This window comes from Polaromonas sp. P2_G11 (genome assembly GCF_056403595.1).
Map to the genome: position 1 here is coordinate 397,488 of NZ_JBFUFE010000004.1, position 22,429 is coordinate 419,916.

At 59.9% G+C, this 22,429-nt stretch carries 20 protein-coding genes; 11 read left to right on the forward strand and 9 right to left on the reverse strand.

Annotation, left to right across the window (positions count from 1 at the left end):
• Positions 1–11: 11 nt before the first annotated feature.
• Together AC1DWQ_RS16010 and AC1DWQ_RS16015 are read right to left on the reverse strand one after the other, a co-directional pair.
• Positions 12–1,142 carry an ABC transporter substrate-binding protein gene (locus tag AC1DWQ_RS16010; RefSeq protein ID WP_477670531.1) on the reverse strand — a complete coding sequence of 377 codons (1,131 nt, stop codon included), beginning with the start codon at positions 1,140–1,142 and terminating at the stop codon, positions 12–14.
• A gap of 113 nt (positions 1,143–1,255) precedes the next feature.
• Positions 1,256–2,299, reverse strand: coding sequence for a porin (locus tag AC1DWQ_RS16015; RefSeq protein ID WP_477670532.1), 1,044 nt, complete (start codon positions 2,297–2,299; stop codon positions 1,256–1,258).
• A gap of 468 nt (positions 2,300–2,767) precedes the next feature.
• On the opposite strand from AC1DWQ_RS16015, the gene AC1DWQ_RS16020 reads away from it, so the two are divergent.
• The 6 genes from AC1DWQ_RS16020 (at position 2,768) to AC1DWQ_RS16045 (ending at position 8,386) form a co-directional block, all read left to right on the forward strand.
• The gene (locus tag AC1DWQ_RS16020; RefSeq protein ID WP_477670533.1) at positions 2,768–3,739 is read left to right on the forward strand and encodes an ABC transporter permease; all 972 of its coding nucleotides are present in this window, start codon (positions 2,768–2,770) and stop codon (positions 3,737–3,739) included.
• 15 nt (positions 3,740–3,754) lie between these two features.
• Positions 3,755–4,696, forward strand: coding sequence for an ABC transporter permease (locus tag AC1DWQ_RS16025; RefSeq protein ID WP_477670534.1), 942 nt, complete (start codon positions 3,755–3,757; stop codon positions 4,694–4,696).
• Positions 4,693–5,667 carry an ABC transporter ATP-binding protein gene (locus AC1DWQ_RS16030; protein ID WP_477670535.1) on the forward strand — a complete coding sequence of 325 codons (975 nt, stop codon included), beginning with the start codon at positions 4,693–4,695 and terminating at the stop codon, positions 5,665–5,667. Before AC1DWQ_RS16025 ends, AC1DWQ_RS16030 begins: the two co-directional genes overlap by 4 nt.
• Complete coding sequence (locus AC1DWQ_RS16035; RefSeq protein WP_477670536.1) at positions 5,664–6,668, forward strand: ABC transporter ATP-binding protein; 1,005 nt, start codon at positions 5,664–5,666, stop codon at positions 6,666–6,668. The genes AC1DWQ_RS16030 and AC1DWQ_RS16035 overlap by 4 nt, the downstream gene beginning before the upstream one ends.
• Positions 6,669–6,742: 74 nt before the next feature.
• Positions 6,743–7,672, forward strand: a complete 930-nt coding sequence (locus AC1DWQ_RS16040) for a helix-turn-helix domain-containing protein (protein WP_477670537.1) — start codon at positions 6,743–6,745, stop codon at positions 7,670–7,672.
• Positions 7,673–7,687: 15 nt separating this feature from the next.
• Complete coding sequence (locus AC1DWQ_RS16045; RefSeq protein ID WP_477670538.1) at positions 7,688–8,386, forward strand: B3/B4 domain-containing protein; 699 nt, start codon at positions 7,688–7,690, stop codon at positions 8,384–8,386.
• Positions 8,387–8,496: 110 nt separating this feature from the next.
• Here the strand turns inward: AC1DWQ_RS16045 and AC1DWQ_RS16050 are convergent, their stop codons facing one another.
• Positions 8,497–9,513 (reverse strand): zinc-dependent alcohol dehydrogenase family protein, encoded by a 1,017-nt coding sequence (locus AC1DWQ_RS16050; protein ID WP_477670539.1) that lies wholly within the window; start codon positions 9,511–9,513, stop codon positions 8,497–8,499.
• Between the two features lie 99 nt (positions 9,514–9,612).
• On the opposite strand from AC1DWQ_RS16050, the gene AC1DWQ_RS16055 reads away from it, so the two are divergent.
• Complete coding sequence (locus AC1DWQ_RS16055) at positions 9,613–10,491, forward strand: LysR family transcriptional regulator (protein WP_477670540.1); 879 nt, start codon at positions 9,613–9,615, stop codon at positions 10,489–10,491.
• Positions 10,492–10,600: 109 nt separating this feature from the next.
• On the opposite strand, the gene AC1DWQ_RS16060 is transcribed toward AC1DWQ_RS16055, so the two are convergent.
• The 5 genes from AC1DWQ_RS16060 to AC1DWQ_RS16080 all read right to left on the reverse strand — a co-directional run bounded on the left by AC1DWQ_RS16060 (position 10,601) and on the right by AC1DWQ_RS16080 (position 16,826).
• Positions 10,601–11,521 carry a hypothetical protein gene (locus AC1DWQ_RS16060; protein WP_477670541.1) on the reverse strand — a complete coding sequence of 307 codons (921 nt, stop codon included), beginning with the start codon at positions 11,519–11,521 and terminating at the stop codon, positions 10,601–10,603.
• 227 nt (positions 11,522–11,748) lie between these two features.
• Positions 11,749–12,648: a hypothetical protein gene (locus tag AC1DWQ_RS16065; protein WP_477670542.1), complete on the reverse strand. Its 900-nt coding sequence runs from the start codon at positions 12,646–12,648 to the stop codon at positions 11,749–11,751.
• Between the two features lie 109 nt (positions 12,649–12,757).
• Complete coding sequence (locus tag AC1DWQ_RS16070; RefSeq protein WP_477670543.1) at positions 12,758–13,126, reverse strand: hypothetical protein; 369 nt, start codon at positions 13,124–13,126, stop codon at positions 12,758–12,760.
• Between the two features lie 162 nt (positions 13,127–13,288).
• On the reverse strand, positions 13,289–14,047 hold the full coding sequence (locus AC1DWQ_RS16075; RefSeq protein ID WP_477670544.1) for a tRNA-uridine aminocarboxypropyltransferase: 759 nt from the start codon (positions 14,045–14,047) through the stop codon (positions 13,289–13,291).
• Between the two features lie 49 nt (positions 14,048–14,096).
• On the reverse strand, positions 14,097–16,826 hold the full coding sequence (locus AC1DWQ_RS16080; protein ID WP_477670545.1) for a polysaccharide deacetylase family protein: 2,730 nt from the start codon (positions 16,824–16,826) through the stop codon (positions 14,097–14,099).
• A gap of 381 nt (positions 16,827–17,207) precedes the next feature.
• On the opposite strand from AC1DWQ_RS16080, the gene AC1DWQ_RS16085 reads away from it, so the two are divergent.
• Together AC1DWQ_RS16085 and AC1DWQ_RS16090 are read left to right on the forward strand one after the other, a co-directional pair.
• Positions 17,208–20,252, forward strand: a complete 3,045-nt coding sequence (locus AC1DWQ_RS16085; protein WP_477670546.1) for a KAP family P-loop NTPase fold protein — start codon at positions 17,208–17,210, stop codon at positions 20,250–20,252.
• Between the two features lie 226 nt (positions 20,253–20,478).
• A complete protein-coding gene (locus tag AC1DWQ_RS16090; RefSeq protein ID WP_477670547.1) occupies positions 20,479–20,895 on the forward strand; it encodes a YybH family protein in 417 nt (138 codons plus the stop codon).
• A gap of 121 nt (positions 20,896–21,016) precedes the next feature.
• On the opposite strand, the gene AC1DWQ_RS16095 is transcribed toward AC1DWQ_RS16090, so the two are convergent.
• A complete protein-coding gene (locus tag AC1DWQ_RS16095) occupies positions 21,017–21,805 on the reverse strand; it encodes a DUF4189 domain-containing protein (protein WP_477670548.1) in 789 nt (262 codons plus the stop codon).
• Positions 21,806–21,831: 26 nt separating this feature from the next.
• Between AC1DWQ_RS16095 and AC1DWQ_RS16100 the strand changes: the two genes are divergently transcribed.
• Positions 21,832–22,056: a hypothetical protein gene (locus tag AC1DWQ_RS16100; RefSeq protein WP_477670549.1), complete on the forward strand. Its 225-nt coding sequence runs from the start codon at positions 21,832–21,834 to the stop codon at positions 22,054–22,056.
• On the forward strand, positions 22,043–22,420 hold the full coding sequence (locus tag AC1DWQ_RS16105) for a nuclear transport factor 2 family protein (protein WP_477670550.1): 378 nt from the start codon (positions 22,043–22,045) through the stop codon (positions 22,418–22,420). The genes AC1DWQ_RS16100 and AC1DWQ_RS16105 overlap by 14 nt, the downstream gene beginning before the upstream one ends.
• The last annotated feature ends 9 nt before the right edge of the window (positions 22,421–22,429 follow it).

Genomic DNA, 22,429 nt, shown 5'->3' on the forward strand with positions numbered 1-22,429 from the left:
GTATGTTTGAGTTAGCGAAGCATTCTACCGTCAGGGCCCAGTACGATGATGTCGACATACGACGAGCCCGAGTGATTTGTCGGGGAAAAATTAACAGAGAATCCGCCGAGATTTAAATCCCTCAATGACTCCAGGGAACGTTTCAGTTTTGCGGAAGTGGGATTCGGTCCGGCGCGTTTCAGGCCTTCGGTCAGCACCCTGGCCGCAATGTAGCCTTCAGTCACTGCCAGGTTCAAATCAGATCCTGGTACGCCAAATTTCTTGTGGTCCTCCTGCATTTCCCTGATGAGCGTGGAGGTCTTACTGGACGGATCGGGCACCACCAGCGCTATGCCCAAGCCGTAGGCGGCCTGTTTGCCGATTCTTTTCACGACCGCGGCACCGTCGGTGACAGAAAGGGCGACGACAAACGCCGAACTTCCACCTTGACGAAAATTCTTGTAGAACTCGGCGGTCGCGGCACTCGTCGCCACTGAAATAACCGCGTCGGGTTTGGCCTTGAGAATCGTTGCGACCGCTTCACTGACATTGGTCGTGCCGTATTCGTAGCTTGCACTGCCCGAGAGCTGAAGGTTTTTTCCCCTGATCGCGTGTAGGGCCCGGTCGTAACCTTCAATGCCAAACGGACTCTTTTCGTAGAGAACCGCGATGCGTTTGTGCCCGATGATGTTCATATGGGACACAATCTTTTGCACCTCCTGGGCATAGTTGGCGCGCGTGTGAAAAATCCAGGGGTTCACCGGTTGATGAAGCGATACGGCGCCTGTTCGAGGCCCCACCAAGGGAATGCCGGCCGCAGCCAGTACCTTTTCCTGAATCAGCGCTTCAACAGGCGCAGTTCCAGAAAATCCGATCAATGCAACAGGCTTTTCTTCCTGGATGATTTCCCGTGTTTTTTCCACTGAGTCCGACCCGTCCGGTCCCCGGTCTTTGGTGACAAGTTTCAGCTTCGCCCCATTAACGCCACCCCGGTCGTTGACGACATCAAAATACAGTTGCACGCCCACCTTGACCTGGCTTGCCGCGGAATTCGGGTCCTTAAGCTGGCCGATCTGGCCGATCACGATGTCCTGCGGAGCGGATGAGGCAACGGCACAAACTGTTCCCAGAATGCCTGTACTGATCCAATGTTTTATTGACATACCCATGCTTTCCAAAATGATGGAGCCTGTCTAAGGCGTTCCTGTTATCCATGACAAAAGCCCGCCGGAGGCGGGCTTTGCGGACGAGATACTGATCGCGTGCCTTTGTGCGCTCAGAAGTTATGCTGAATGCCAACCCCGTAAACACGGATCACGTCATTGGCGACACGGTTGTTCGGGTCCGAGCGGTCATAGAAGCCGTACAGCGAAGTGCGATTGCTCATCTTGTAGGAGTAGCCCGCCTGGAAGCGCTTGAGCTTGGCCGCAGGATCGCTCTGCACATCCTTGCGGATGTAGTTGGCCATGACCTTGCTGCTGGGCGTGATGTCCCACGAAGCGCCGATCATCTGTGCCGCCACCTTGCTGCGTGACAGCGCATTGCCCTCAAAGTTGTCACGGTTGTAGACCGCCCAGGCACGGATATCGCCAAAGTCGTAGGAGCCCACCAGCATCCACTTGCTCTTGAAATCATTGAGCAAGGCACCCCCGCGTTTGCTGTCCCTACCGTAGCCGACGCCCAGGCCCAGCGGGCCCTCGCCTTCGCCATAGCTCAGCGAGACATCGGTCTGCTTGTAGTCGCTCTCAAAGCGGACCGGGCCGGCCGCCGCTTCCGCCAGGCCTTCACCATTGAAGTAATGGCCGGCGCGGAAAACGAAGTTGCTGATCAGCGGGCTGGCATAGCCGATGGCGTTCGAAACACGTGTGCGCGCATTGAAGATGGAGGTGCCAATCGCGGTGGCGCCGGCATCGTGGATGACGTACTCGACATTGCGGCCCAGGATCGCGTAGATCGGCGTGCGGCTGGGCGCGGCCGAGTCGATGCGGCCGATGTTGACCACCCCGAAGTCGCCGCTGATGCCGACATAGGAGTTGCGGTAGACGGGCGAGCTTGACGCCCCGGTGTCCGAGGAAATTCCCATCTCCAGGCCAAAGAGCGCCTTGAGCCCTCCGCCCAGGTCCTCGGTTCCCTTGGCGCCGAACCGGGACGCGTTGCCCGTGATGAGCGTCTGCGAGACCGAGCCAGTCTTTGAGTTCTCAAAGCTCGTATCCATCCTCCCGTAAATCGTCACCGTGCTTTGCGCCAACGCGGCGACGGGGGTTATGGCGGTTATTGCGCCGGCGCCAATCGCAGCCAGGCAGGCTATCTTCAATTTCATTTCTCACTCCTGAAAAGTTTTGTAAATGGCGGCGAATCATTCGCCGCCGCATGGGTGCTCACAGGCGCAGTTCGCCCAGGTCTTTCCTGCTTCCCTCCTCGCCGACCGTCATAAATCCTGAAAAATTCGCTTGCTTTATTGTATTGACTAGCGATACACTGTATCAAACAGCGTTACAACTAGATCATGAAGCGGTGATGACTGTCAAGAAATTTCGCGGCGCTGTTGCCGCGAATGCACAAGGTGAAAGCTGGCAAGGGTGTTGGTTGGCCTCTAAATTGCGAGCAGTTGTGCGAACGTGACGTACCGGCGGGAGGCCTCCCGCTGACTGGAGTTTTTGATGAAAGTGACGTGCAATAGGGGGCCTGTTGCGGCTTCCCCGGGTGGAGGCCGCGGGCTCGAGCGAAGCGGCGTGCGATGTGGGCGGGTGTTGGCCGGTGTCGCAGGCAGAGATAAGGACGCAATCTGATGTTTGGCCCCATATTCCAGCGAATGCGCGACAGCCTCGTCGTCGTTGCGCTGATGTCTGCCATCGCGTTTACGGGCATTCACCTCATTGGCGACCCCATACACCTGCTTGTCAGCCCGAATGCCTCCACCGAGGAGGTAGAGGTCGCGGCGCGCAGCCTGGGGCTGGACCGGCCGATCTACGAGCAATACGCACTGTTTGTGAAGCATGCGGTCGAGGGAGATCTTGGCAAATCGTTTGTCTTCAACCGGCCGGCACTGGGAATTGTTCTGGAGCGCATGCCCGCAACCCTGGAGATGGCGTTTATTGCGCTGATACTGGCACTGGCCATCGGGATCCCTCTCGGGCTCGTCGCGGGCCTGATGCCGGACTCCTGGGTTCACAAGCTCATTGCCGGATTTTCAATCGCAGGGGTCACCATTCCCACGTTCTGGAAGGGGCTCATCCTCATCCTCATCTTTTCCGTGAACCTCGGATGGCTTCCGTCAGGCGGGCGAGGCGACACCGAACAGCTCTTCGGCATCGCCTTCAGCTTCCTGACATGGGACGGCCTCAAGCACATGATCCTTCCGGCGACGACGCTTGCGATATTCCAGATCGCCATGGTGATTCGCCTGACGGAGACCGGAACCCGCGATGTGGTGCAACAGGAATATGTGCGGTTCGCGCGTGCCAAAGGCGTGTCCGGGTTGAGGCTCCTGGCCAGGCACATTGCCCCGAATGTGATGATTCCCGTTGTCACCGCCGTCGGGCTCGAGTTCGGTCACCTCATCGCTTTCTCTGTGGTGACCGAGTCGGTCTTTGCGTGGCCAGGCATGGGAAAACTCATCATTGACTCGATCCTCCATCTCGACAGGCCGGTTGTCGTGGCTTACCTGATGGTCACCGTCCTTCTGGTGGTCTCCATCAACCTTCTGGTCGATCTCCTGTACGTGATTCTTGATCCCCGGCTCAGAGCCCGCAGCAAATAAAAATGAGGTGACCCCATGATCCAGACCGAATCGTTGAATCCGGAGGAAAAGCCGGCGGCCCGGCCGGCGCCGCAGCCGGCGCAAACCCCGTGGAGCCGGATCCGGCGGCAATTCCTGCTCAGCAAAATTGCGTTCGCAGCGCTGGTCGTCTTCGGGCTGCTGCTCATCGTGGCATTGGGCGCGCCATTTTTCTCACCGCAGAACCCGTACGACCTGGCCTCCGTGTCTATCGTGGACGCAGAACTCGTTCCGGGTGCGCGCAGCGAAGTGAGCGGGATGCTGCATATCCTCGGCACCGATGGCGCCGGACGGGACCTGATCAGTGCAATCTTTTATGGGCTTCGCATCAGCATGGCTGTCGGCCTTTTGAGTGCATTGGCCGCGCTTTGTATCGGAACAACAGTGGGCCTGACGGCCGCCTACTTTGGCGGGCGTGTGGATTCGTTCTTCATGCGAATCGTTGACTTGCAGCTGAGCCTGCCGGCCATCCTGATCGCGCTGGTACTTTTGGCATCGCTGGGCCAGGGTGTAGACAAGACCTTGCTGGCCCTGATCATTGTTCAATGGGCGTACTACGCCCGCAATGTGCGCGGGGCCGCGCTGGTGGAGCAACAAAAAGAGTATGTGGAGGCAGCGATGGGGCAAGGCTTGCCCCCCAGGCGGATCATGTTCAGGCACGTGCTGCCGAACTGCATGGGAACGCTGATCGTCACCGGCACCCTGCAGACGGCGCACGCCATCAGCCTGGAGGCAACGATGAGTTTCCTGGGTATCGGGCTTCCCCAGACAGAACCTTCGCTGGGGCTGCTGATTGCCAATGGCTTCGAGTACATGCTCACGAACAAATACTGGATCTCGGTCTATCCGGGGTTGGCATTGGTGCTTCTGGTGGGGTCGATCAACCTGATCGGTGATCGTCTGCGTGTTGTTTTCAACCCCAAGCTGGATCAGGTATGAGCACAAGTGCGTTAAAGGTCAGTGGGATCACGACCCACTTCGAGACCAAGGCCGGCGTCGCCAGGGCGGTGAACGACGTTTCCTTCTCCGTCGGGCAAGGGCAAATCGTTGCCCTGGTGGGCGAGTCGGGATCGGGGAAGTCCGTGACGGCAATGTCTTTGATGAACCTGGTGGATCCTCCGGGCCGAATCGTTGCCGGTGAAATTCTCCTTCGGGGAAATAACCTGCGCTCCGTCTCCGCCCGCGAATGGAACAGGATTCGGGGCAAAGAGATGGCGATGGTTTTCCAGGACCCCATGATGTCGCTCAACCCTGTCATCCGTGTGGGAGACCAGTTGACGGAAACCATCCGGATTCACGCCAAAGTATCACGGTCAGATGCCACGGAGCGGGCATGCGCCGCGTTGGCCGCGGTGGGAATTCCGGCGCCGGCCGAGAGAATGCGCGCCTATCCGCATGAACTCTCGGGTGGCATGCGCCAGCGAATCGCCATCGCGAACGCCATCATCAACGAGCCGGCCGTGATCATCGCCGACGAGCCGACGACCGCCCTGGACGTCACGATTCAGGCGCAGATTCTTTACCAGATCCGCAAGCTGACAAAGGAGCGAGGAACGGGACTGGTGTGGATTACGCACGACCTGAGTGTGGTGAAAGACCTTGCCGACTACGTGTGCGTGATGTATGCCGGCCGCATCGTCGAGAAAGGCGCGGTCGCTGACGTGATCAGGTCGCCGAGACATCCTTACACACGCGGGTTGATCGACTCATTGCCCAAGTCGCAGGATCGCGGCTCCCTGCTCAAGCCCATTCCCGGAAGTACCCCGCCTTTGCTCAACCTGCCGTCCGGTTGCGCGTTCGCACCCCGCTGCAGCCGGGCAACGCAAGCGTGCACAAAGATGCCCGGCCTGACCCGGACAGAAGACCGGGAGTTTCTTTGCTTTCACCCCTATACGACAAACAATTCATGACCACGATACTTGAAGCGGCCAATGTCTCGAAACGGTTTGGTGCCGCGCAAACCTGGAGCGGGCAACTGGCGCACAAATTGAAGCTGGCCCGCAAGACACCCAAGCAGGTGTCCGCGGTGAGTGACGTCAGCCTGCAGATCGAGGCGGGGGAGGTCGTCGGCCTGGTGGGTGAGTCGGGCTGTGGAAAATCAACCTTCGGGCGAATCGTCGCGGGCATTCTGGAACCGTCCAGCGGCGACGTCATGGTTCATCAGGTGCCGGGCAAGCCCTATCTTTCGGATGTCCACCGAAACGTCCAGATGGTCTTTCAAAACCCCTATGGCTCGCTCAATCCGCGGCTGCGTGTTGACCAGCTCCTCAGCGAGGCGGCCATCTATCACGGGCTGATTTCCGCAAAGGACAAGGCCCCGTTCGTGAGAGGCCTCCTGGAACAGGTGGGTCTTGACGCCAGTTACGGCGAACGCTATCCGCACCAGTTCTCGGGCGGGCAGCGGCAGCGAATCGCCATCGCAAGAGCGCTGGCCCTGAAGCCGTCGCTGGTCGTCTGTGATGAGGCTGTTTCCGCGCTTGATGTGTCCATCCAGGCGCAGGTTCTCAATCTTTTCCAGAAGCTGCGGCGAGAGCAAAACCTTGCCTACCTGTTCATCAGCCACAACCTGGCGGTGGTGGAATATCTGGCCGACCGGGTGGCGATCATGTATCTGGGCCGCATTGTGGAGCTGGCCAAAACAGAGACGCTTTTTAGCCAACCCAACCATCCCTACACAAAGGCACTCATTGCCGACGCGCCGCGCATGGATGCGAAACCGCTCACGTACAGGCCGATTGCGGGCGAGATGCCGAGCCCCATGAATGTTCCGAGCGGTTGCGCGTTTCACCCCCGGTGTCCGCATGTCATGCCCATTTGCCGGGAAGTCCGGCCGGCCCTGATCGAAGTCGCGCCGTCGCAAATCTCGGCCTGCCACCTGAATACCACCGCTTCAAAAGCCGCGGAGCCCTGACACCAGGGCGCCGTCTTGAGGGAGGGCGCCGGGAGGGCTGGTGCGCCGCGCATTCCCGAGGCATCATGGCGCCCATGCCCCCCTCAGCTGCACCACCCGCCCACCAGGGCCGCGTCTTCGGCTCACCGTGGGCCGGCATCTACGCCACGCAGATGGAAAGCGCGCGCCACTTCGGCCGCCACTGGCATGCGGTGTATGGCGTAGGGTTGATGGAGCAAGGCGCGCAAAGCTCGGCCAGCGGGCGCGGCCCGGTCGATGCCTATGCCGGTGATGTCATCATGTGCAACCCTGGCGAGGTGCATGACGGCCGGCCGCTGGGCGGCCCTTCGCGCCGGTGGCGCATGCTGTACTTTGAGCCCGCGGCCATCGCGTCCCTGGTGGCCGATGCGCCAGGTAACTCGCTGGCCACTGACATCGAACTCACGCGCCCCGTCACGCAAGACGTGCGCCTGCGCACAGCGTTGCAACGCCTGCTCGGCCGCCTGCAGCGCTGGGACGCCGGTGCGGGGCGCAGCGGCGCGGATGCCCTCGCATGTGAAGAGTCGCTGGTCCGCGCCTGCGCCCTGCTGCTGCACCGCCATGCCGTTTCGCCTGTCACGCAATCGCAAGTCTCATCGTCTTCACCTGAGCTGCACCGCGCCCGCGACCAACTGGCCGCTGACTTGCTGGCCCCGCCCACGTTGACGGAGCTGGCGCGCACCGCAGGCCTTAGCAAGTTCCAGCTTCTGCGCCGTTTTGAAAAAGCCTTTGGCCTCACTCCCCACGCCTGGCTGCTGCAGCAGCGTGTCGAGCATGCGCGCAGCCTCATTCGCAGCGGCGCCGGGCTGGCGCAGGTGGCCGCCGCCTGTGGCTTTGCCGACCAGAGCCACATGACGCGGCTGTTTGCCCGCCAGTTTGGCTTTACGCCCGGCGCGTGGGAGCAGGCCATGAATAAACTCCACTGCAATAACGTTCAAGACGGCTGGCGTGCGCGGCGGCATGCTGGCCGCTGTTTCACTTTTTAAAGAAGGCCGTCGCGCATGTTCTTCCGCCATTCCCCGGCCATCTGGGCCGACTACCCCGAGCTGGTGCCCGGCGTGCTGGCCGCCACCGGCATCACGGCCGATGCAGACGTCTCAGCCCAGGTCGCCCGCTTCAACGCCATCGCTGCCACCCGCCTGGCCACGAACGCTGAAGGCGAGCTGCCCGAAGTGCAGGCCTGGCGCCGTACCTTTTCAAAAATGGGCCTCAAGCCCACGCAATACCGCTGCGCGTCTGAATCACTGCTGCGCCGCTTCCGCAAGGAAGGTTCGCTGCCGCAGCTGCACCCGCTGGTTGACCTGTGCAATGCCGTGTCGATTGCGTTCGCCATTCCCGTCGCCGTGTTTGACGTGGCCCGGGTGGCGCAGCAGCTGGAGGTGCGCTACGCCACCGGCGCTGAAAGCTACCAGGCCTTCAGCGGCGAAACAGAGCACCCCGAGCCGCATGAAGTCATCTTTGCCGACGCCGCCCAGCCGCCCTCCGCCCACGCCCGCCGCTGGACGCACCGGCAAAGCGGTCTCTCGGCCGTCAGCGCTGCCACGCACAGCGTCCTCATCGTGGCCGAAGCCCTGCACGCCACGGCGGCAGACGACGTGCGCCGTCTCATCAGCACACTCGCTGCCGAGCTGGCCGCCACGTGGCCGGTTGCACCCGTTACCGAAGTGCTCAGCAACAGCGCGCCGCAGTTTGATTTTTAGCTTTGGCAGATTGTTTGGAGCTTCTTTTGCGCATTAAAAATGCCTGCAGACCAATAGGAGTCTGCGCCAGAAGTTATTAAATTCATAGCAAATCTTTCCCGGGACGCACTTCAATGCGCAATCGCGATCTTGCCGAAGTGCCGCCCGCCGGCACTGAGTTCGGCATACGCGGCGGCGGTGTCGGCGATCTCAAACACGCGGTCGATGACGGGCACGATGCGATGCGCGGCAATGGCGCGTGTTGCTTCGGCCAGGTCGGCTACCGAGCCGGTGTTGTTGCCAACGATGCGCAAGGCTTTCACGATGATGGGCAGCAGGTCAATCGAGGCCGCCGTGCCGCCGACAAAGCCGACCGTGAAGATCGTGCCGCCCATGGCCGCTGCGTTGATGGAGCGCGTGATGCTGGCCCCGCCCACCGTCTCCACCACCAGGTCTGCGCCGCGCCCTTCGGTGAGCTTCAGCACCTGCTCGTCCCAAGCCGGCGTAGCGCGGTAATTGACAAGGTGGTCCGCGCCCAGCTGGCGTGCGCGTTCCAGTTTTTCGTCCGACGACGACGCGATGATCACCGTCGCGCCGGACGCCTTGGCGAACTGCAGAGCAAAGATGCTGACGCCGCCCGTTCCCAGCAACACCACCACCGAGCCGGGGCGCAGCGTGGCCGAGCGCACGGCATTCCAGGCCGTCGTGCCCGCAATCGGCAGCGCCGCGCCCTGCACAAAATCCAGGTGCGCCGGCAGCGCGACCAGGCTGGTGGCCGGTACCACCACGTAGTCGGCCAATGAGCCCGGCAGCGTCACGCCGCGCATCGCCGCCACGTTGCGCGGCGTGATGGCCCCGCCCTGCCAGTTCGGCATGAAGTGCGGAATCACCCTGCCCCCCACCGCCAGCCCAAGGGACATGGCCTCAACACCTTCACCCAGCGCGGCCACTTCGCCCGCGCCGTCCGCCACCGGAACCGTGGGAAAGGCCGGGCCCGGGAAGTTGCCCGTGGCAATGGCCACGTCCAGAAAATTCAGCGAAGCGGCGCGCAGGCGCACCAGTACCTCGCCCGGGCCGGCGTTCGGGTCGGGCAGCTCAGCGGGGCGAAACGCGGTCAGGGAGGGGGCGGTGAGCTGGATGGCTTTCATGGTCTTTGTGTCTGAAATGAAGGAAAGCATCAGTGTTATTTAGAATCAATCAGAGATAAACACCGATCTGGTTGATTGATTTAAAAGCGAGAGTGTTAAATGGATTTGCTCGACAGCATGAAGGTGTATGTTCTGGCCGTCGAAAAAGGCAGCCTCAGCGCGGCCGCCACGGCTTGCGATATTTCCGCCACGATGGCCGGCAACCACCTGCGCACGCTCGAAAAGCGCCTGGGCATGCAACTGCTCAACCGCACCACCCGGCGCCAGAACCTCACCGCTTTTGGTGAGGACTACTACGTGCGCTGCAAGGAAATCCTGCGGCTGGTGGCCGAAACCGATGCGCAGGCGCAGAACCTGCAGCTGGCGCCGGCCGGCAAGTTGCGCGTCACCGCGCCCGTCTCCTTTGGCACCGAGGCCTTGATGCCCGCCCTCTCGGACTACCTGGATCGCTACCCGCAGGTCAGCATCGATGTTGTCTTGAGCGACCGCGTGACGGATTTGCTCGAAGAAGGATTCGAGGCGGCCATCCGCGTCGGCCCCGTGCCGGACTCAGCGCTCATCGCCAGGCCGCTGGCGCCCTACCGGCTGATGATCTGCGCGTCTCCCGCCTACCTGGCGCGCCGGGGCACACCAGCCCGGCCCGATGAGCTGAGCCAGCATGAGTGCCTGGCTTTTTCTCCCACCGCCGCCGCGCACTGGCGCCTGGAGGATCAAGAGCACATCTGCCGCGTTCCCGTCTCGGGGCGCCTGCAGGTCAACCAGGGGCAGGCGCTGCGGGTGGCGGCCTTGCACGGCATGGGCATCGTGCTGCAGCCGGCGATTCTGCTCGAGGACGATGTCCGGGCCGGCCGCCTGGTGCAGCTTTTCCCCCACCATGAGCTCGCCACCCGGCCCATGAGCATCCTCTACCTGCCCGACCGCTACCGCTCACCCAAGCTGCGCAGCTTTGTGGATTTTGTGGTGGAGCGCTTCAAGTAGAGCCTGTTTCAGGCGTAAAAAGTGACTGCAACCCAATAGGAATGTGCGCAAGCAGCTATTAATTTGGTAGCAACGTGCGGCTATCCCGTGCAGCCAATGTGACTTGGATTTACTTTTCCGTGCCGGGAAAGTACGGCGCGCCCTGCATCGCCGTCAGCGGCAGATAGAAAGTCTTTACCGGCACCAGCGGCGCATTGCGCACCACCACCTTGCCCAAGGCTGCGGCGGCTTTGTCCTGAGCCTCTTCTTCGCTGCCCTCTTCGGCCGGGCGTTTGGCGCCGGGCACCAGCGCCGGCCTTATGCAGGCAGCGCGTATACCTTCGAGGATTTCGCCCGGCAGCTCGTCGCGTTTGCCGAAGCGGCTGCCGTCTACGTGCAGCACCTCGCCCTTCAGCGTGGCAGACAGGTTCAGCGGCGGGTTGCCAAACGACTGGTCGTAGCCCACGGCCAGCGTGTTCGCGTCGCCGCGCCGGTACTGCACCACGCGCAGCCGTTTGGGCTGGCGGTTGGCGTCCACTTCCACGTCGCCTATATAAAAGTGGCGCACCTGCGCCGCCGGCAGGGGCGGCAGCTTGTAGCTGTCAGACCAGTTGCTCTGGTCTGACTTGAACAGTGGGCGCATCGTGGTGGGCAGCGCGTCGTTGCCGGAAGTGGCAAACACCGCAGACGTTGCGTTGGAAAGCGAATAGCCGTGAAAGTCAAACGCCACAGTCTCTTTCTGCTCAGGCACCTGCTTGCCAAAGGCCGGGAAGATCGCGCCGTTCTGCCGAACCTCCTGCAGGCGCACGCCATTGCCCTCGGCCTTCCAGCGCCCACCGGCCAGCATGTCGAGCGAGCCGCCCATGAAGGTAAAGCAGAAGGTGTTGTCGTCCAGCAGCATCAGCTGCGCACGCGAATCAACAGAGCCCTGCGTGTAGCCACCCACATAAGGCTTTTCAGCCGCGGTCAGCGCATGCGCACCGGCCATCGGCAGCAAGGTGAGGGCGAAGGCGGCAAGCGTGGTGCCAGGAGGCTGGGAGATGGAGCGCATGGGCGGTGAGTCCGGTGGGGGTTGAAGCCAATGAATGTATTACAGCGGGTGCCCTGGTTGCGCCGGTATCAATAACCGGGCTTCGGTGCGCGGCAGCGGCCCGGGCGATGGATGCAGCCTTGTTGGGCGGTTTTCAAATATCAAAAGTGGCCGCAGACCAATAAGAACGTGCACGAGCAGCTATCAATTTAGTAGCGAGTCGCGTCCGCCGCAGGAACACAGCCAGCCTACTTGTCGTCAGAAAAGTAAGGCGCGCCCTGCAGGGCCGTCAGCGGCAGATAGAAAGTTTTCACAGGCACCAGCGGCGGCTGTTTCACGGACGTCGCGCGTCCGGCCGCTATCTCCGCGGCTTCTTCTTCGCTGGGGCGTTTGGGCTCAGCCAGCGCGGGCCGTATGCAGGCCGAGCGTATTCTTTCCAGGGCTTTTTCCGGCAACTCCTTGCGCGGGCCAAAGCGGCTGCCGTCGACATGCAGCACCTCACCATCCTTCAGCGTGGCAAGCTGGTTCAGCGGCGGGTTGCCAAACGCCGGGTTGTAGCCCACGCGCAGCGTGTTCGCGTCACCGCGCCGGTACTGCACCACGCGCAGCTGCTTGGGCTGGCCGTTGGCATCCACTTCCGCGTCGGCGATATAAAAGTAGCGCACCTGCGCCGCCGGCATGGGCGGCAGCTTGTAGCTGGAAGACCAGCCGTTGTGGCCGTCCTTGAAGAGCCGGCGCAGGCTGGTGGGCAAGGTCTCGTCAGTGCCCGTGGCAAACGCGACCGACACCGCGCGAGACAGCGAATGGCCGTGAAAGTCAAACTCCACGGGCCCTTTCTCAGGCAGCACCGCCCTGCCAAAGACGGGGAAGACGGAGCCGTTTTGCCGTACCTCCTGCAGGCGCACGCCGTTGCCCTCGGCCTTCCAGCGCCCGCCGGCCAGCATGTCGAGCGAGCCGCCCATGAAACTAAAACAAAACGTGTTGTCGTCCAGCAGCATCAGCTGCGCACGCGAATCGACCGAACCCTGCGTGTAGCCACCAACATACGGCTGTTCAGCCGGGGTAACAGCCAGCGCGCCGGCCAGCGGCAGCAGGGTGAGGGCGAAGGTGGCAAGCGTGGTGCAAAGAGGCCGGGAGCTTGGGCGCATGGGTATCCAGGTGGTGATGAAAGGGTGATGAAGGCAGTGAATGTATTACAGCGGTTGCCCAGCGGCGCCGCGCTCAATGCAAGCAGATGTCAGCGCGCGGACCAAGGCACTAAGGCACAAAGCGCGAAGCCACAAACGCCAGCCCCGCCAGCCCGCCCCACAGCAGCGCCGTTACCAGCCGGTTGCGTTCGTTTTCATGGTGCGTCATGAAGAGGTGGCCCAGCAGCCAGGTAATGCCACTGAAGCCAAACAGCAAACCGACCAGCGCGGCCGCGCCAGCGTAGACGCCATGCACCCATAAGGGGATGGCCATGAAAAGATGGCTTAGGCTGCGCGGCGAAAGAATCAGGTACAGGCCCAGGTAAAGCGAAACCTCAAATATCGGCACCGCCACCAGCGCAGCCACCAGCCGCCACAGCAGGCCTTCGCTTTCGTCAGGGGCCGGCCGGCGCTTGCGCAGGTAAGGGGGTCTATCCATGGGGTGGGACTATAGCGGTACGTCAGCGCACGGCGAAGTAACGACTGCGAGTTATTCACCAGCGGGGGCCGCGGTCCGGCTTTGCCGGCCTCAAGGCGCCCGTCCCCTGCAAGGGGAGAGGGGGCTACACGCAGTGAGCCCCAACAGGGGTGTGCCATTTATTCAACAGGGGTGTGCCAGCTTGCGCAATTGCGCATGCGCCGCATCTTCCAGATCCAGCGGCTGCTGCTGCTTGGCTTTTAAATAGCGGTTGGTAAACACATCCAGGTAAGCCTCCAGCGTTTGCGCCGCATGCGTTTCACCGGCCAGCTCCAGGCAGAGGGCGGCCACTTCAGACGTGCAAAAGTGCGTGTCGCGCTGCGAGCGGCGCAGCTTGTAGCGAGAAAGCTGCTCGCTCTGCAAACTCAGCACCGGCAAGTGGTTGAGATAGGGGCTTTTGCGAAACATCTTGCGTGCTTCGGGCCACGTCGCGTCGAGCAGCACAAACAGCGGGCGTTTGCCCTTTGTGCCATCAGTCGGGTCGGCAGGCAACACATCTGCCACCACCCGCTCAGCCGCCACAAACTCACCGGGAAAGACCAGGTAGGGCTGCCATTGCGGATCCGCCAGCAACGCCAGCAGCGCAGGGTCTACCTCGGTGCGCGCCCACTCAAACGCAAACGTGTCCGCCACCACATCGGCAATCAGCCAGCCCGTGTTGCTGGGTTTCAGCGCCTCGATGTCTGCCATGACCAGGCACACACCCGCGCGCGTGGGCACGCTGGGGCGCAGGGCGCACATGCAGTGGCTGGGCATCAGGCGGCAACCGGCGCAGCGCACATTGCGTGGGCCGCCACGGGCCAGGAACGGTTTGGAGGCGCGCGCCAGCCGCGCGGTGCGCAGGCGGGAAACTGCGTGAGCGGCCTGGGAAGTTGGGGTCATAGGCAGAGTATCGCCAAATCGCGCCGGGCTACTCCAGCTTCAAGCGACTTCAGGCCTTCTCAAGCTCTTGTTTCGCATGGGCTGCGCCCGGCCCGTTCGGTGCCAGCTCCAGGTAATTGCGAAACGCCTTCTTCGCCTTGTCGCCATCGCCCGCCCGTGCATGGGCGTCTCCCAGGTTCAGGTAGGCAATCGCGCGCGAAGGGTCCATCTTCACAGTGTTCTCAAACCAGCGCGCCGCTTCCTTGAATTTGTCTTGCTTGAAATACACAAAGCCCAGGTTGTTGGCGGCCAGTGCAAAGTCGGGGCGCAGCTTCAGCGCTTCGGTGAACTGGGCTTCGGCTTCGGCATACAGCTTTTCTTTATAGAGCTGCAGGCCGCGGTCATTGGCGCGCTGGGCCAATTGCCGTGCAGAGCTGGGCACCGCCAGCGGTGTGGTGATCTTCTGTTCACCGCCCTGCAGGTCTTTCACCACCACGGTTGCCGTGGGCGGTGCCGCCACCGGCACATCGCTGCCAGCAGTCGGCGCGGCAGCGGGCGGGCGCGTGGCATCCAGCTTGCTGTTCAGCGCAATCGCATCGACAGACAACTGGCTCGTCTGCGCGCTCAAAAACTCCGCCTCTGCCGGCAGCGCAAACACAAAGTCGCCACCTTCCGAGCCCGGCAGGCTGCCAAAGGCCGGCGTCTGCCGCGACACCGACGCCACGGCCGGCGCCACATACGCGGCCAGCTCGGTCGCGGTGATCAGGCCGTCGCCGTTCAGGTCGGCCTTGCCGCCCATGGCCTGCAGCAGCGTCCAGGTAAACACCGAATGCCCGTTCGGCCCGCCGTCGGCCACCAGCTGGTCGGCGCCGCCGGCCGTCAGCATCTGCCGGCCCAGGCGCTTGGCGTTGTCGCGCAGAAAGTTGCCAGAGCCCGCGCCGCGCGTCAGGCCCAGCCCGCTGTAGCAGGCGTCCATCACAAACAGCACATGCTTGGCTGTCAGGCTTTCCGCAATGTTCTGCAGCTCCGTCATCGGCACCGCGTCCGTCGCGATCTTGTTCGGGTCTGAATCTGCCGGAATGATGTAACCCAAATCGCGGCCCGAGCTCAGCTGCCGTGTGGCGCCGTGCCCGGCAAAGAACACGAACAGCCGGTCGTTCTTTTTCATGCCGCTGTGCGCCAGCTTGTCATGAAAGGCGGCCAATATGCCGGTGCGTGTGGCCTCGCGGTTTTCCAAAGAGATCACGTGGTCGGCGGCAAAGCCAAAGCGCTGGATCAGCGTTTCACGAATGGCACGCGCGTCGCGCACCGCGTACTGCAGCTTGGGCCAGCTGGCATAGTCGTCAATGCCAATCACAATGGCCCACGAGTCGCTGTAACCCGGGTTGGCCGCCTGCGGGGCGGGCGCCACGCCAGCGCCCTTGGCCACGGCAAAACCGCTGCCGTCCCAGCTCGCAAACTGGTAGCCGTCGGCCACCAGGCGTTCCAGAATGCCCGGCAGTGCTTTCACCGTGCGTTCATGAATGTCATGAAACAGCACAATGCCGCGGCCTTCTTTTTCTACCGACTTCAGCACGCGTTCCACAATCGAGCTGGGCACCGGGTCGGCCCAGTCGAGCGAATCAATGTTCCACATCACTGAGCGCAGGTGCGCGGCCGACAACACGTCCAGCCCTTCGTCGTTGCGCGCGCCATACGGAAAGCGAAAGAGCGGCGAACGCCGCGCATCCACCGCTTTCAGCAATTCATCAGTGCCCAGCATTTCTGATTTGAGGCCCGCACCATTGAGCTTGGAAAGCTGTGCATGCGTCATGCTGTGGTTGGCCAGCGTATGGCCGGCCTCCAGCAGCTTGCGGCTGATGTCTGCGCGTGGCCCCAGTTTGGTTTTGCCGTCTGCGGCCACCGTGCCCAGGTTGCTGCCTACCTGAAAGAAAATGCCCGGCACGCTGTATTGCTTCAAGATGGCTGCAATCTCATTGGTGTAAACGCCGTGCGGGCCGTCGTCAAACGTCAGCACGATGGTCTTGGGTGGCAGGCTGTAGCCAAAGACCTCGCCCTCTTCTTCGTCCTTGCTTTTGCGCGTGGTGGGCTTGGGCAGCGCGTAAGGCATCACCACGCCAAAGTCTTTCAAAATCTGCTCGCGCGTGTAGCGCTTCTTCAGGCTGGCAACATAGTCTTCCCAGCGCTCACGCTTCAGCTCAATCGCACGCGGCTCAAAGCGGCCGAACACCAGGCGAATTTCTTTCTCGTAGTTGCGCTCAATCTCAACCAGCGCGTCCAGGTCTTCACCGATGCGCTTGTGCAGCTTGATGGCCGGCAGTGACGAATCAGCCGCCACGCTGGCCTGCAGGCTGCGCAGCAGCTCCCGAAAAGCCAGCCGGTCCGCGTCAAAGAGGTTTTTGTCGCTTTCCACATAGTCCAGGATGCCCGCAATCGCATCAAAGCGCTGCGCGCTGCCAGAAGCCACCAGCGCCGCCAGCTGCGCCTCAATCTCCGCCACCCGCGCACGGTTGTCATGAAACAGCCCCTGCCCCACCTGGTTGGCCATGGCCCGTTCACCCGCACCCAGTTTCTTCTCATCGGCAAACAGCACGATGATTTTTCGGTAGCTGGCCAGCAGGTCTTGCATGCCTGTCAGGATTTTGCTGGTGTCGAGTGGGGCTGCGGCCAGAGCGGCGGCAGGCGGTGGTGCGTCTTTCTTGCTGCGGTCAGAGTCGAGGGTAATGACGATGGCGGTGGCCACTACCAGTAACAGGGTTCCTCCGGCTGTGGCGAGGGCGATCTTGGTTTTGTTGTTCATGGGTTGTTTTTATTCGGCCCGGGGCTGGGCTTTTTCCGAATCTACCATTTGATGCGTTGCCGTCAGCCTGTTGCTGGTTTTAGCGGCTCGACGTCGCACGCGTGGCCACAGCGGTGCGCAAAGCGCACTCGCAGCGGCCGGGATTTATCGGCCGCTGACGCAGCGCGCGTTGAGTGAGGTCACCACCACCGGTAGGAAAGGTTGGACCGCGCCAGGTGCTGGCTATGCGCAGGTCGGAGACGACGTGGAGCGTGCAAAAGTCTGGTGAAAATCCTCGCCACGCCAGTCTCTCGCATCAGCTCAAACATTTCCGCACATCCCTACTTTTTTATAGTAACTTCAGATGATATTAATTAGACTGCGCGCAGCCAAGGGAGGCCAATGGCATCAATCCATTTTTCCAAGGATCCAAATCAAGCCGCCGGCCCTACTCCCACGAAATGGAAAGGTGTACTTACAGCCCTGCGTGAAAGAGGAAATCCAAGCATTGCGATTTTTCGCGTATATTTTTTCGCGGCCATTTTTTGCTTTGTTAGCGTAGAACTGTGGCGAGTGGCAATGCTTGTTGGGCAGTCGATTTACATCACCTACACCGCAAAGTTCGACCCACTAACGATCATATTGGTTGTCACCGTCGTAGGTTTTTTGGGTGGTCTGCATTTATGGGAGAGAGGAGCCTACTCTTCGGCAGGGCGATTGTTGCGGAGCAAACGCGCAGATATTGCGGTGATTGGAATCACGGGTGGCGTTGGTGGATATTTCTGGGTCATGTTCGCACCTAAAGAATATGAAGCGTTCCTCCGAGCTATTCCACCGGGTCTCGCGCTTTACTCAGTAGTACTCCTCACGTTTACTGGCTTTGTAGGTTCGATCCGAGCAAGAGTCATACTATTTCTTGCCAAGTTCAAGGGGCGTTCAGCATTAATCGACGATCGGGCGATTACTAAAGACATCGAAGATGGGCTCGGAATAGGGGAAATGGCAAAGAGATTTGCGCTCAATGTAATGAATGAGCGGTCTCCGGCAAGCTTAATCTTCGGGTTAGATTCCCCATGGGGAACTGGAAAGTCGTCATTCGTTAATGTCTGTAGACAGACCTGGGAAAAACATGGCAGCACGGTAGTCTATGACTTCGAACCGCTGCGCTTTGAGGATAAGGAAAAACTCGTTCGGAAGTTTATTGACGGATTCGTAAAAGCAATAAATCAGAAGGTTTTTCTTCCTGAAATTGACCCCATCCTGAATCGGTACGCGCGCTTGGTCGGGCAGGACGAGATCAATATTCTGGGACTGAAGGTTTCCCTAAAGCCTAGTGATGAGACTATCGAGGACACTCTGGCGGACTTGCGTCAGCTTTTAGCTTCAGCGAGAACTCGAATCATTGTCATCGTAGATGACCTAGATCGTCTGGACCTTGGATCGGTCAAGGAGGTGCTATTTGCCATTCGAACGACCTTCGATCTACCCTACGTAAATTTCGTTCTTTGCTACGACACACTGAATTTGGCTGGCCTTCGCAGTGACAAGGGCGACGCCGAAAAAATCCGCGAGTTTTTGGAAAAGTACGTGAACGTCAAGTTCAGCCTATTCATTGATTCGCAAGCGATGCTTAACTACGTTACTCGAGACTTTGATACGGCGCTGGCGAAAAACGTCGCGATGAGCCCTCAGAAGATCGATCAAGTTAAGAATGCAATTTCGGCACTCAAGAACATTTTTTCGAGCAACGATTATCCGGACTATCTCCCATTGGTCGGGGATATTCGCAAGATCAAACGTGTCATCAACACACTTCTGATTCTTGAGCTTGAGAAGATCGACATTTCCAGCAGCGATCTAGTTGGGGAGGATCTTTTGAACTTGCTCCTTCTATATCTTAATTTCCCAGATACTTTCAGAAAAGTGTACGACTCGGAAACGAATGGGAGGAATGGACCGTTCTCAATCAGAATGTCGAAAAATGACAAAAATTTAGGACGACTTTATTGCAATACCGATGAGTACTCTAAGCTGCTTCCGAGCCTTTCTATTCCACAGGCATTTTTACTAAACAAGATTTTCGGCGTTGATTCTCGGTTGAGGGATGTGCATGGGAAAGTTACCGAAGACCAGATTCTTTCCTTCGCTTGTTTCAATGGTTTAGCAGGAAACGCAGAAAGAAATCTGGAGCGCTACATTCACGCGATAGTAAGAGTAGCAAAGACGAATAAGAAAGATGGCTTGCGATACTTGGCCGAGAAGAAAAAGCAGCTTTACGCCGGAACACCGATTGCGGGTATCTTGGCTGAATCGGAGTTCGATATTACCAATGGAGAGTCGCTTCAAGACCAATTTTGGAGCATCCTGGCGAACACCGCACACGAGGCACCGGCTGAGATTGGCCCTTTGTTAATAGACCATATTCTCAAGACGATTGCTGAGTATTCGCACCTTGAACTGCCAGAAATTGGGTTAGGTGCGCGGGACAACTTGCCCTATGTCCTGATCAAAATTGTTGAAGATGCTGGTTGGGGTGGTGATTCGTCGGGTCGACGGGTGAATACACCTGAAAACATAGCCGAAATCGCGCATCGGATTCTTGGCCTTGGTCCATTTGAGCATTCAGGAATTCTCCGGCGCTTGGCTGAAATCGAACGCGGCCCTCTTGGCATGTTCGACATGCTTCTTTTTCGGCTTCAATGCTGTGCAGACAGAGGTGGTCACACTTTCAATATTTCACGAGCGCTTGCACTCTATGAGAATGCCAATGCGCCAATAGCAGGGCTGACTTCAGAGATTGCAAGACATCAGATGCGAATTGCTTCCCAGCAAGCCTTCTCTCTGTTTCGCCGAAATTACATCGATAGTGGGAAAAACTTTCTTCTTGAAGTGGACAAGTTGTCAGTAGAAAAACTAGTTGGCACCAGAAGTTCCTACCTGAACAGCAAGCTGGCCGATGGAACAGTTACTCAACAACAAGTCAATGAAGTCGCGGATTTAGCCCGATCACGAATTAAGAGTTTTTGTATATACCAGTTGTCGAACGACATCATCAGTTCCGGAGTCGGATGTGGGTATTACGATATTTCCGGGACGAAAGACAACCATGAGATCAAGCGTTGGATGAGTGAGTATCTTTTCGGAGTGTGCTTCGCATTGGATGCCGCGGCATCCAATGCGGAGTGTTTTGTGGATTACATGCTTCTCGGATTTGAAAGACTGTTCGGTAGCCCTGGAGCGCAAGATTTCGTCCCGGATCTGGGATCATTCAGTCGGGTATTGGACGCCGACCAGTTGCGTGCATATTGGATCACCAACGAACAGCGATACAGAGATATGAAATTGAATGAGGTCGATCGGAATGTTCGCACTAGCAACGTCGTTTTAGCCTATTCTGAAGCGGTACCCCGCCTGTTTAGCGCTCTTGGCAAATGGACTTCTAAATAATAAGATTCAGGTTCTCCATGCAGAGTTGCTAGTCTTAAGACGACTACGAGTTTCTCAAAAAACTTTGTCGAGGGTGCTTGTTCATGCGAGACATTCAAACGTAGGCGGTTCCTAAGTAATCCCCACCAAATAGCCTGGAGGGCAAATTTCCGCTTGCCTCGTCATCCCTTGTCCTACGCCGTACCCCGCGCACCAGGCTTACCTTGTCCTTTTAAGGAGAGACAAGATGAGCAAACAGCAGCAAGACTTCAAAACCTTGATGAAAGAGCGGCAGCAGGTCGCAGCCGCGTATGTCAGTGGCGACGCGGCGCCACTGGGGCGTGTCGTGGCGCAGGAGTCACCGGCCACCTTTATGAGCCCGGGCGGCGGGGTGGTGCGGGGCACGCAGGAAGTGTGGTCGCGCTACCAGCAAGATGCCGGCCGGTTTGAGGCGGGCAGTACGACCCAGCTGGAAATTCTCGACATGGCGGCGGGCGATACCGTTGCCTTCTGGACGGGCATTCAAAAAGCGCAGGCCCGCATGAAGGGTGAGCCAGAGCCCGTGGCGAACAAGCTGCGGGTAACCGAGGTGTTCAGGCGCGAAGGCGATGCCTGGAAGCTGGTGCACAGGCATGCGGACCCGCTGGTTGAGGCGAAGCACTAGCCCCACGGTCGCTCACTTCGTGTAGCTTCCTGCCCCTCGAGGAGGCCGCAGGCGGGCAGCCCTTTTTCCGTGCAAGGGGCAGGGACCCGCCGCAGGCTCGCAGTGGGGGAGCGTGGGGGCTCTACTTCCGGCTAATCACCACAGCACCACCGGCGCCCTTGGCGTCGGCATTCTGGCCACGCAGCAGGTTCTGGCTGCCGATGTTCAGGGTGTAGTTGTCGGCGTTGTATTTGCCGGTCCCAAGCAGGTACACCGGGTTGCTGCCGTTGAGTGTTACGGTTTCGCCTCGCACGGTAATCATTGCGTCTTGCTGCACCCGCTTGGACTCGCCGTCGCTGTTGGCAAAGCCCAGCACCAGCACGCCGCGGTAGCTGCCGTTGCCAAGGTTTTCCCTCACGCGCAGGGTGCCGTTGGCGGTGTAACCCGTGCTCGAAACATAGTCGACCAGCCACTCACCCATCATGGGAAAGCCGCCGCCGGCCGCCTTGTTGTTGCCCTGGGGCGTGGGCTGTGTTTCGGCAGACGCCTTGACGGCGTCGCAGCCCCATGCACGCACCTTGCAGCTGGAACCACCCTTGTCCCGGCATTCCGCCATGGCCCGCGCCTGGGTGTTGGCGCTGGTGGTGCCGGTGCCCCAGCCATACGCGTTGGATCCCTTGGCCTGGTCGGCGGCATAGGCGCCGCACTGGCCGGCGAAGCGCAGCACGATGGAGCAGTCAGTACCGCATTCGCGGATAGAGCGCTGGTCGGCCAGGTCCGAACTGGGGTGGTTGAATGAAAAGCCATACTTTTCACCCTGCAGGGTGTCAATGGCCAATGAACCTGCCGCCATGGCCTGGCTGCCGGCAATGGCCAGCAACAGACTTATGGCAAACCGGGCGACGAGAATTTTCAGTCCTGAAGTCATCATGTTTCCCTCCAAGGAAATATATTTGTATGTACCTGCCTGGAGAATGCCGGCGCGCGGTGCTGCTTGCCGACAGACCCATCGGGATTATCCGCCGGGTTTTGATCGGCGAAGCACGTTTACAGGGGGCTGCCTGCGGCAAAAGCCGCAGCGTGCAACACTTGGGTTTCATCTGCCTTGGTCCGCGCACCCCGCGAAAGCCGAAGCGCATCAACAGCCAAACAAGCGAAGGAAACCCGCATGCCCACGCCTGAAACCGTAGACCGCTTTGTTGCCCGCGTTGAACAGAACGCGCACACCGAAGCGATTGAAGAGTTCTACACGCCTGACGCCACTATGCAAGAGAACCAGCAGCCGCCGCGCCGTGGGCGCGACAAGCTGGTGGAGGGTGAGGCAAAAGTGATGGCGCGCGTGAAGTCGGTCACGTCAACCTGCGTGCGGCCGGTGTTTATCAGCGGTGACAAGGTCGTCATCCGCTGGGTGTTCAATTTTGTGTGGGCCGACGGCAGCACCATGCGCATGGAAGAACTCGCTTACCAGCGCTGGGAAGGCGAGCGCATTGCCGAAGAAACGTTCTTCTATGACCCGGCCCAGCGCACGCCGGTGCCGGCCAAGTAAGCAGGCCGG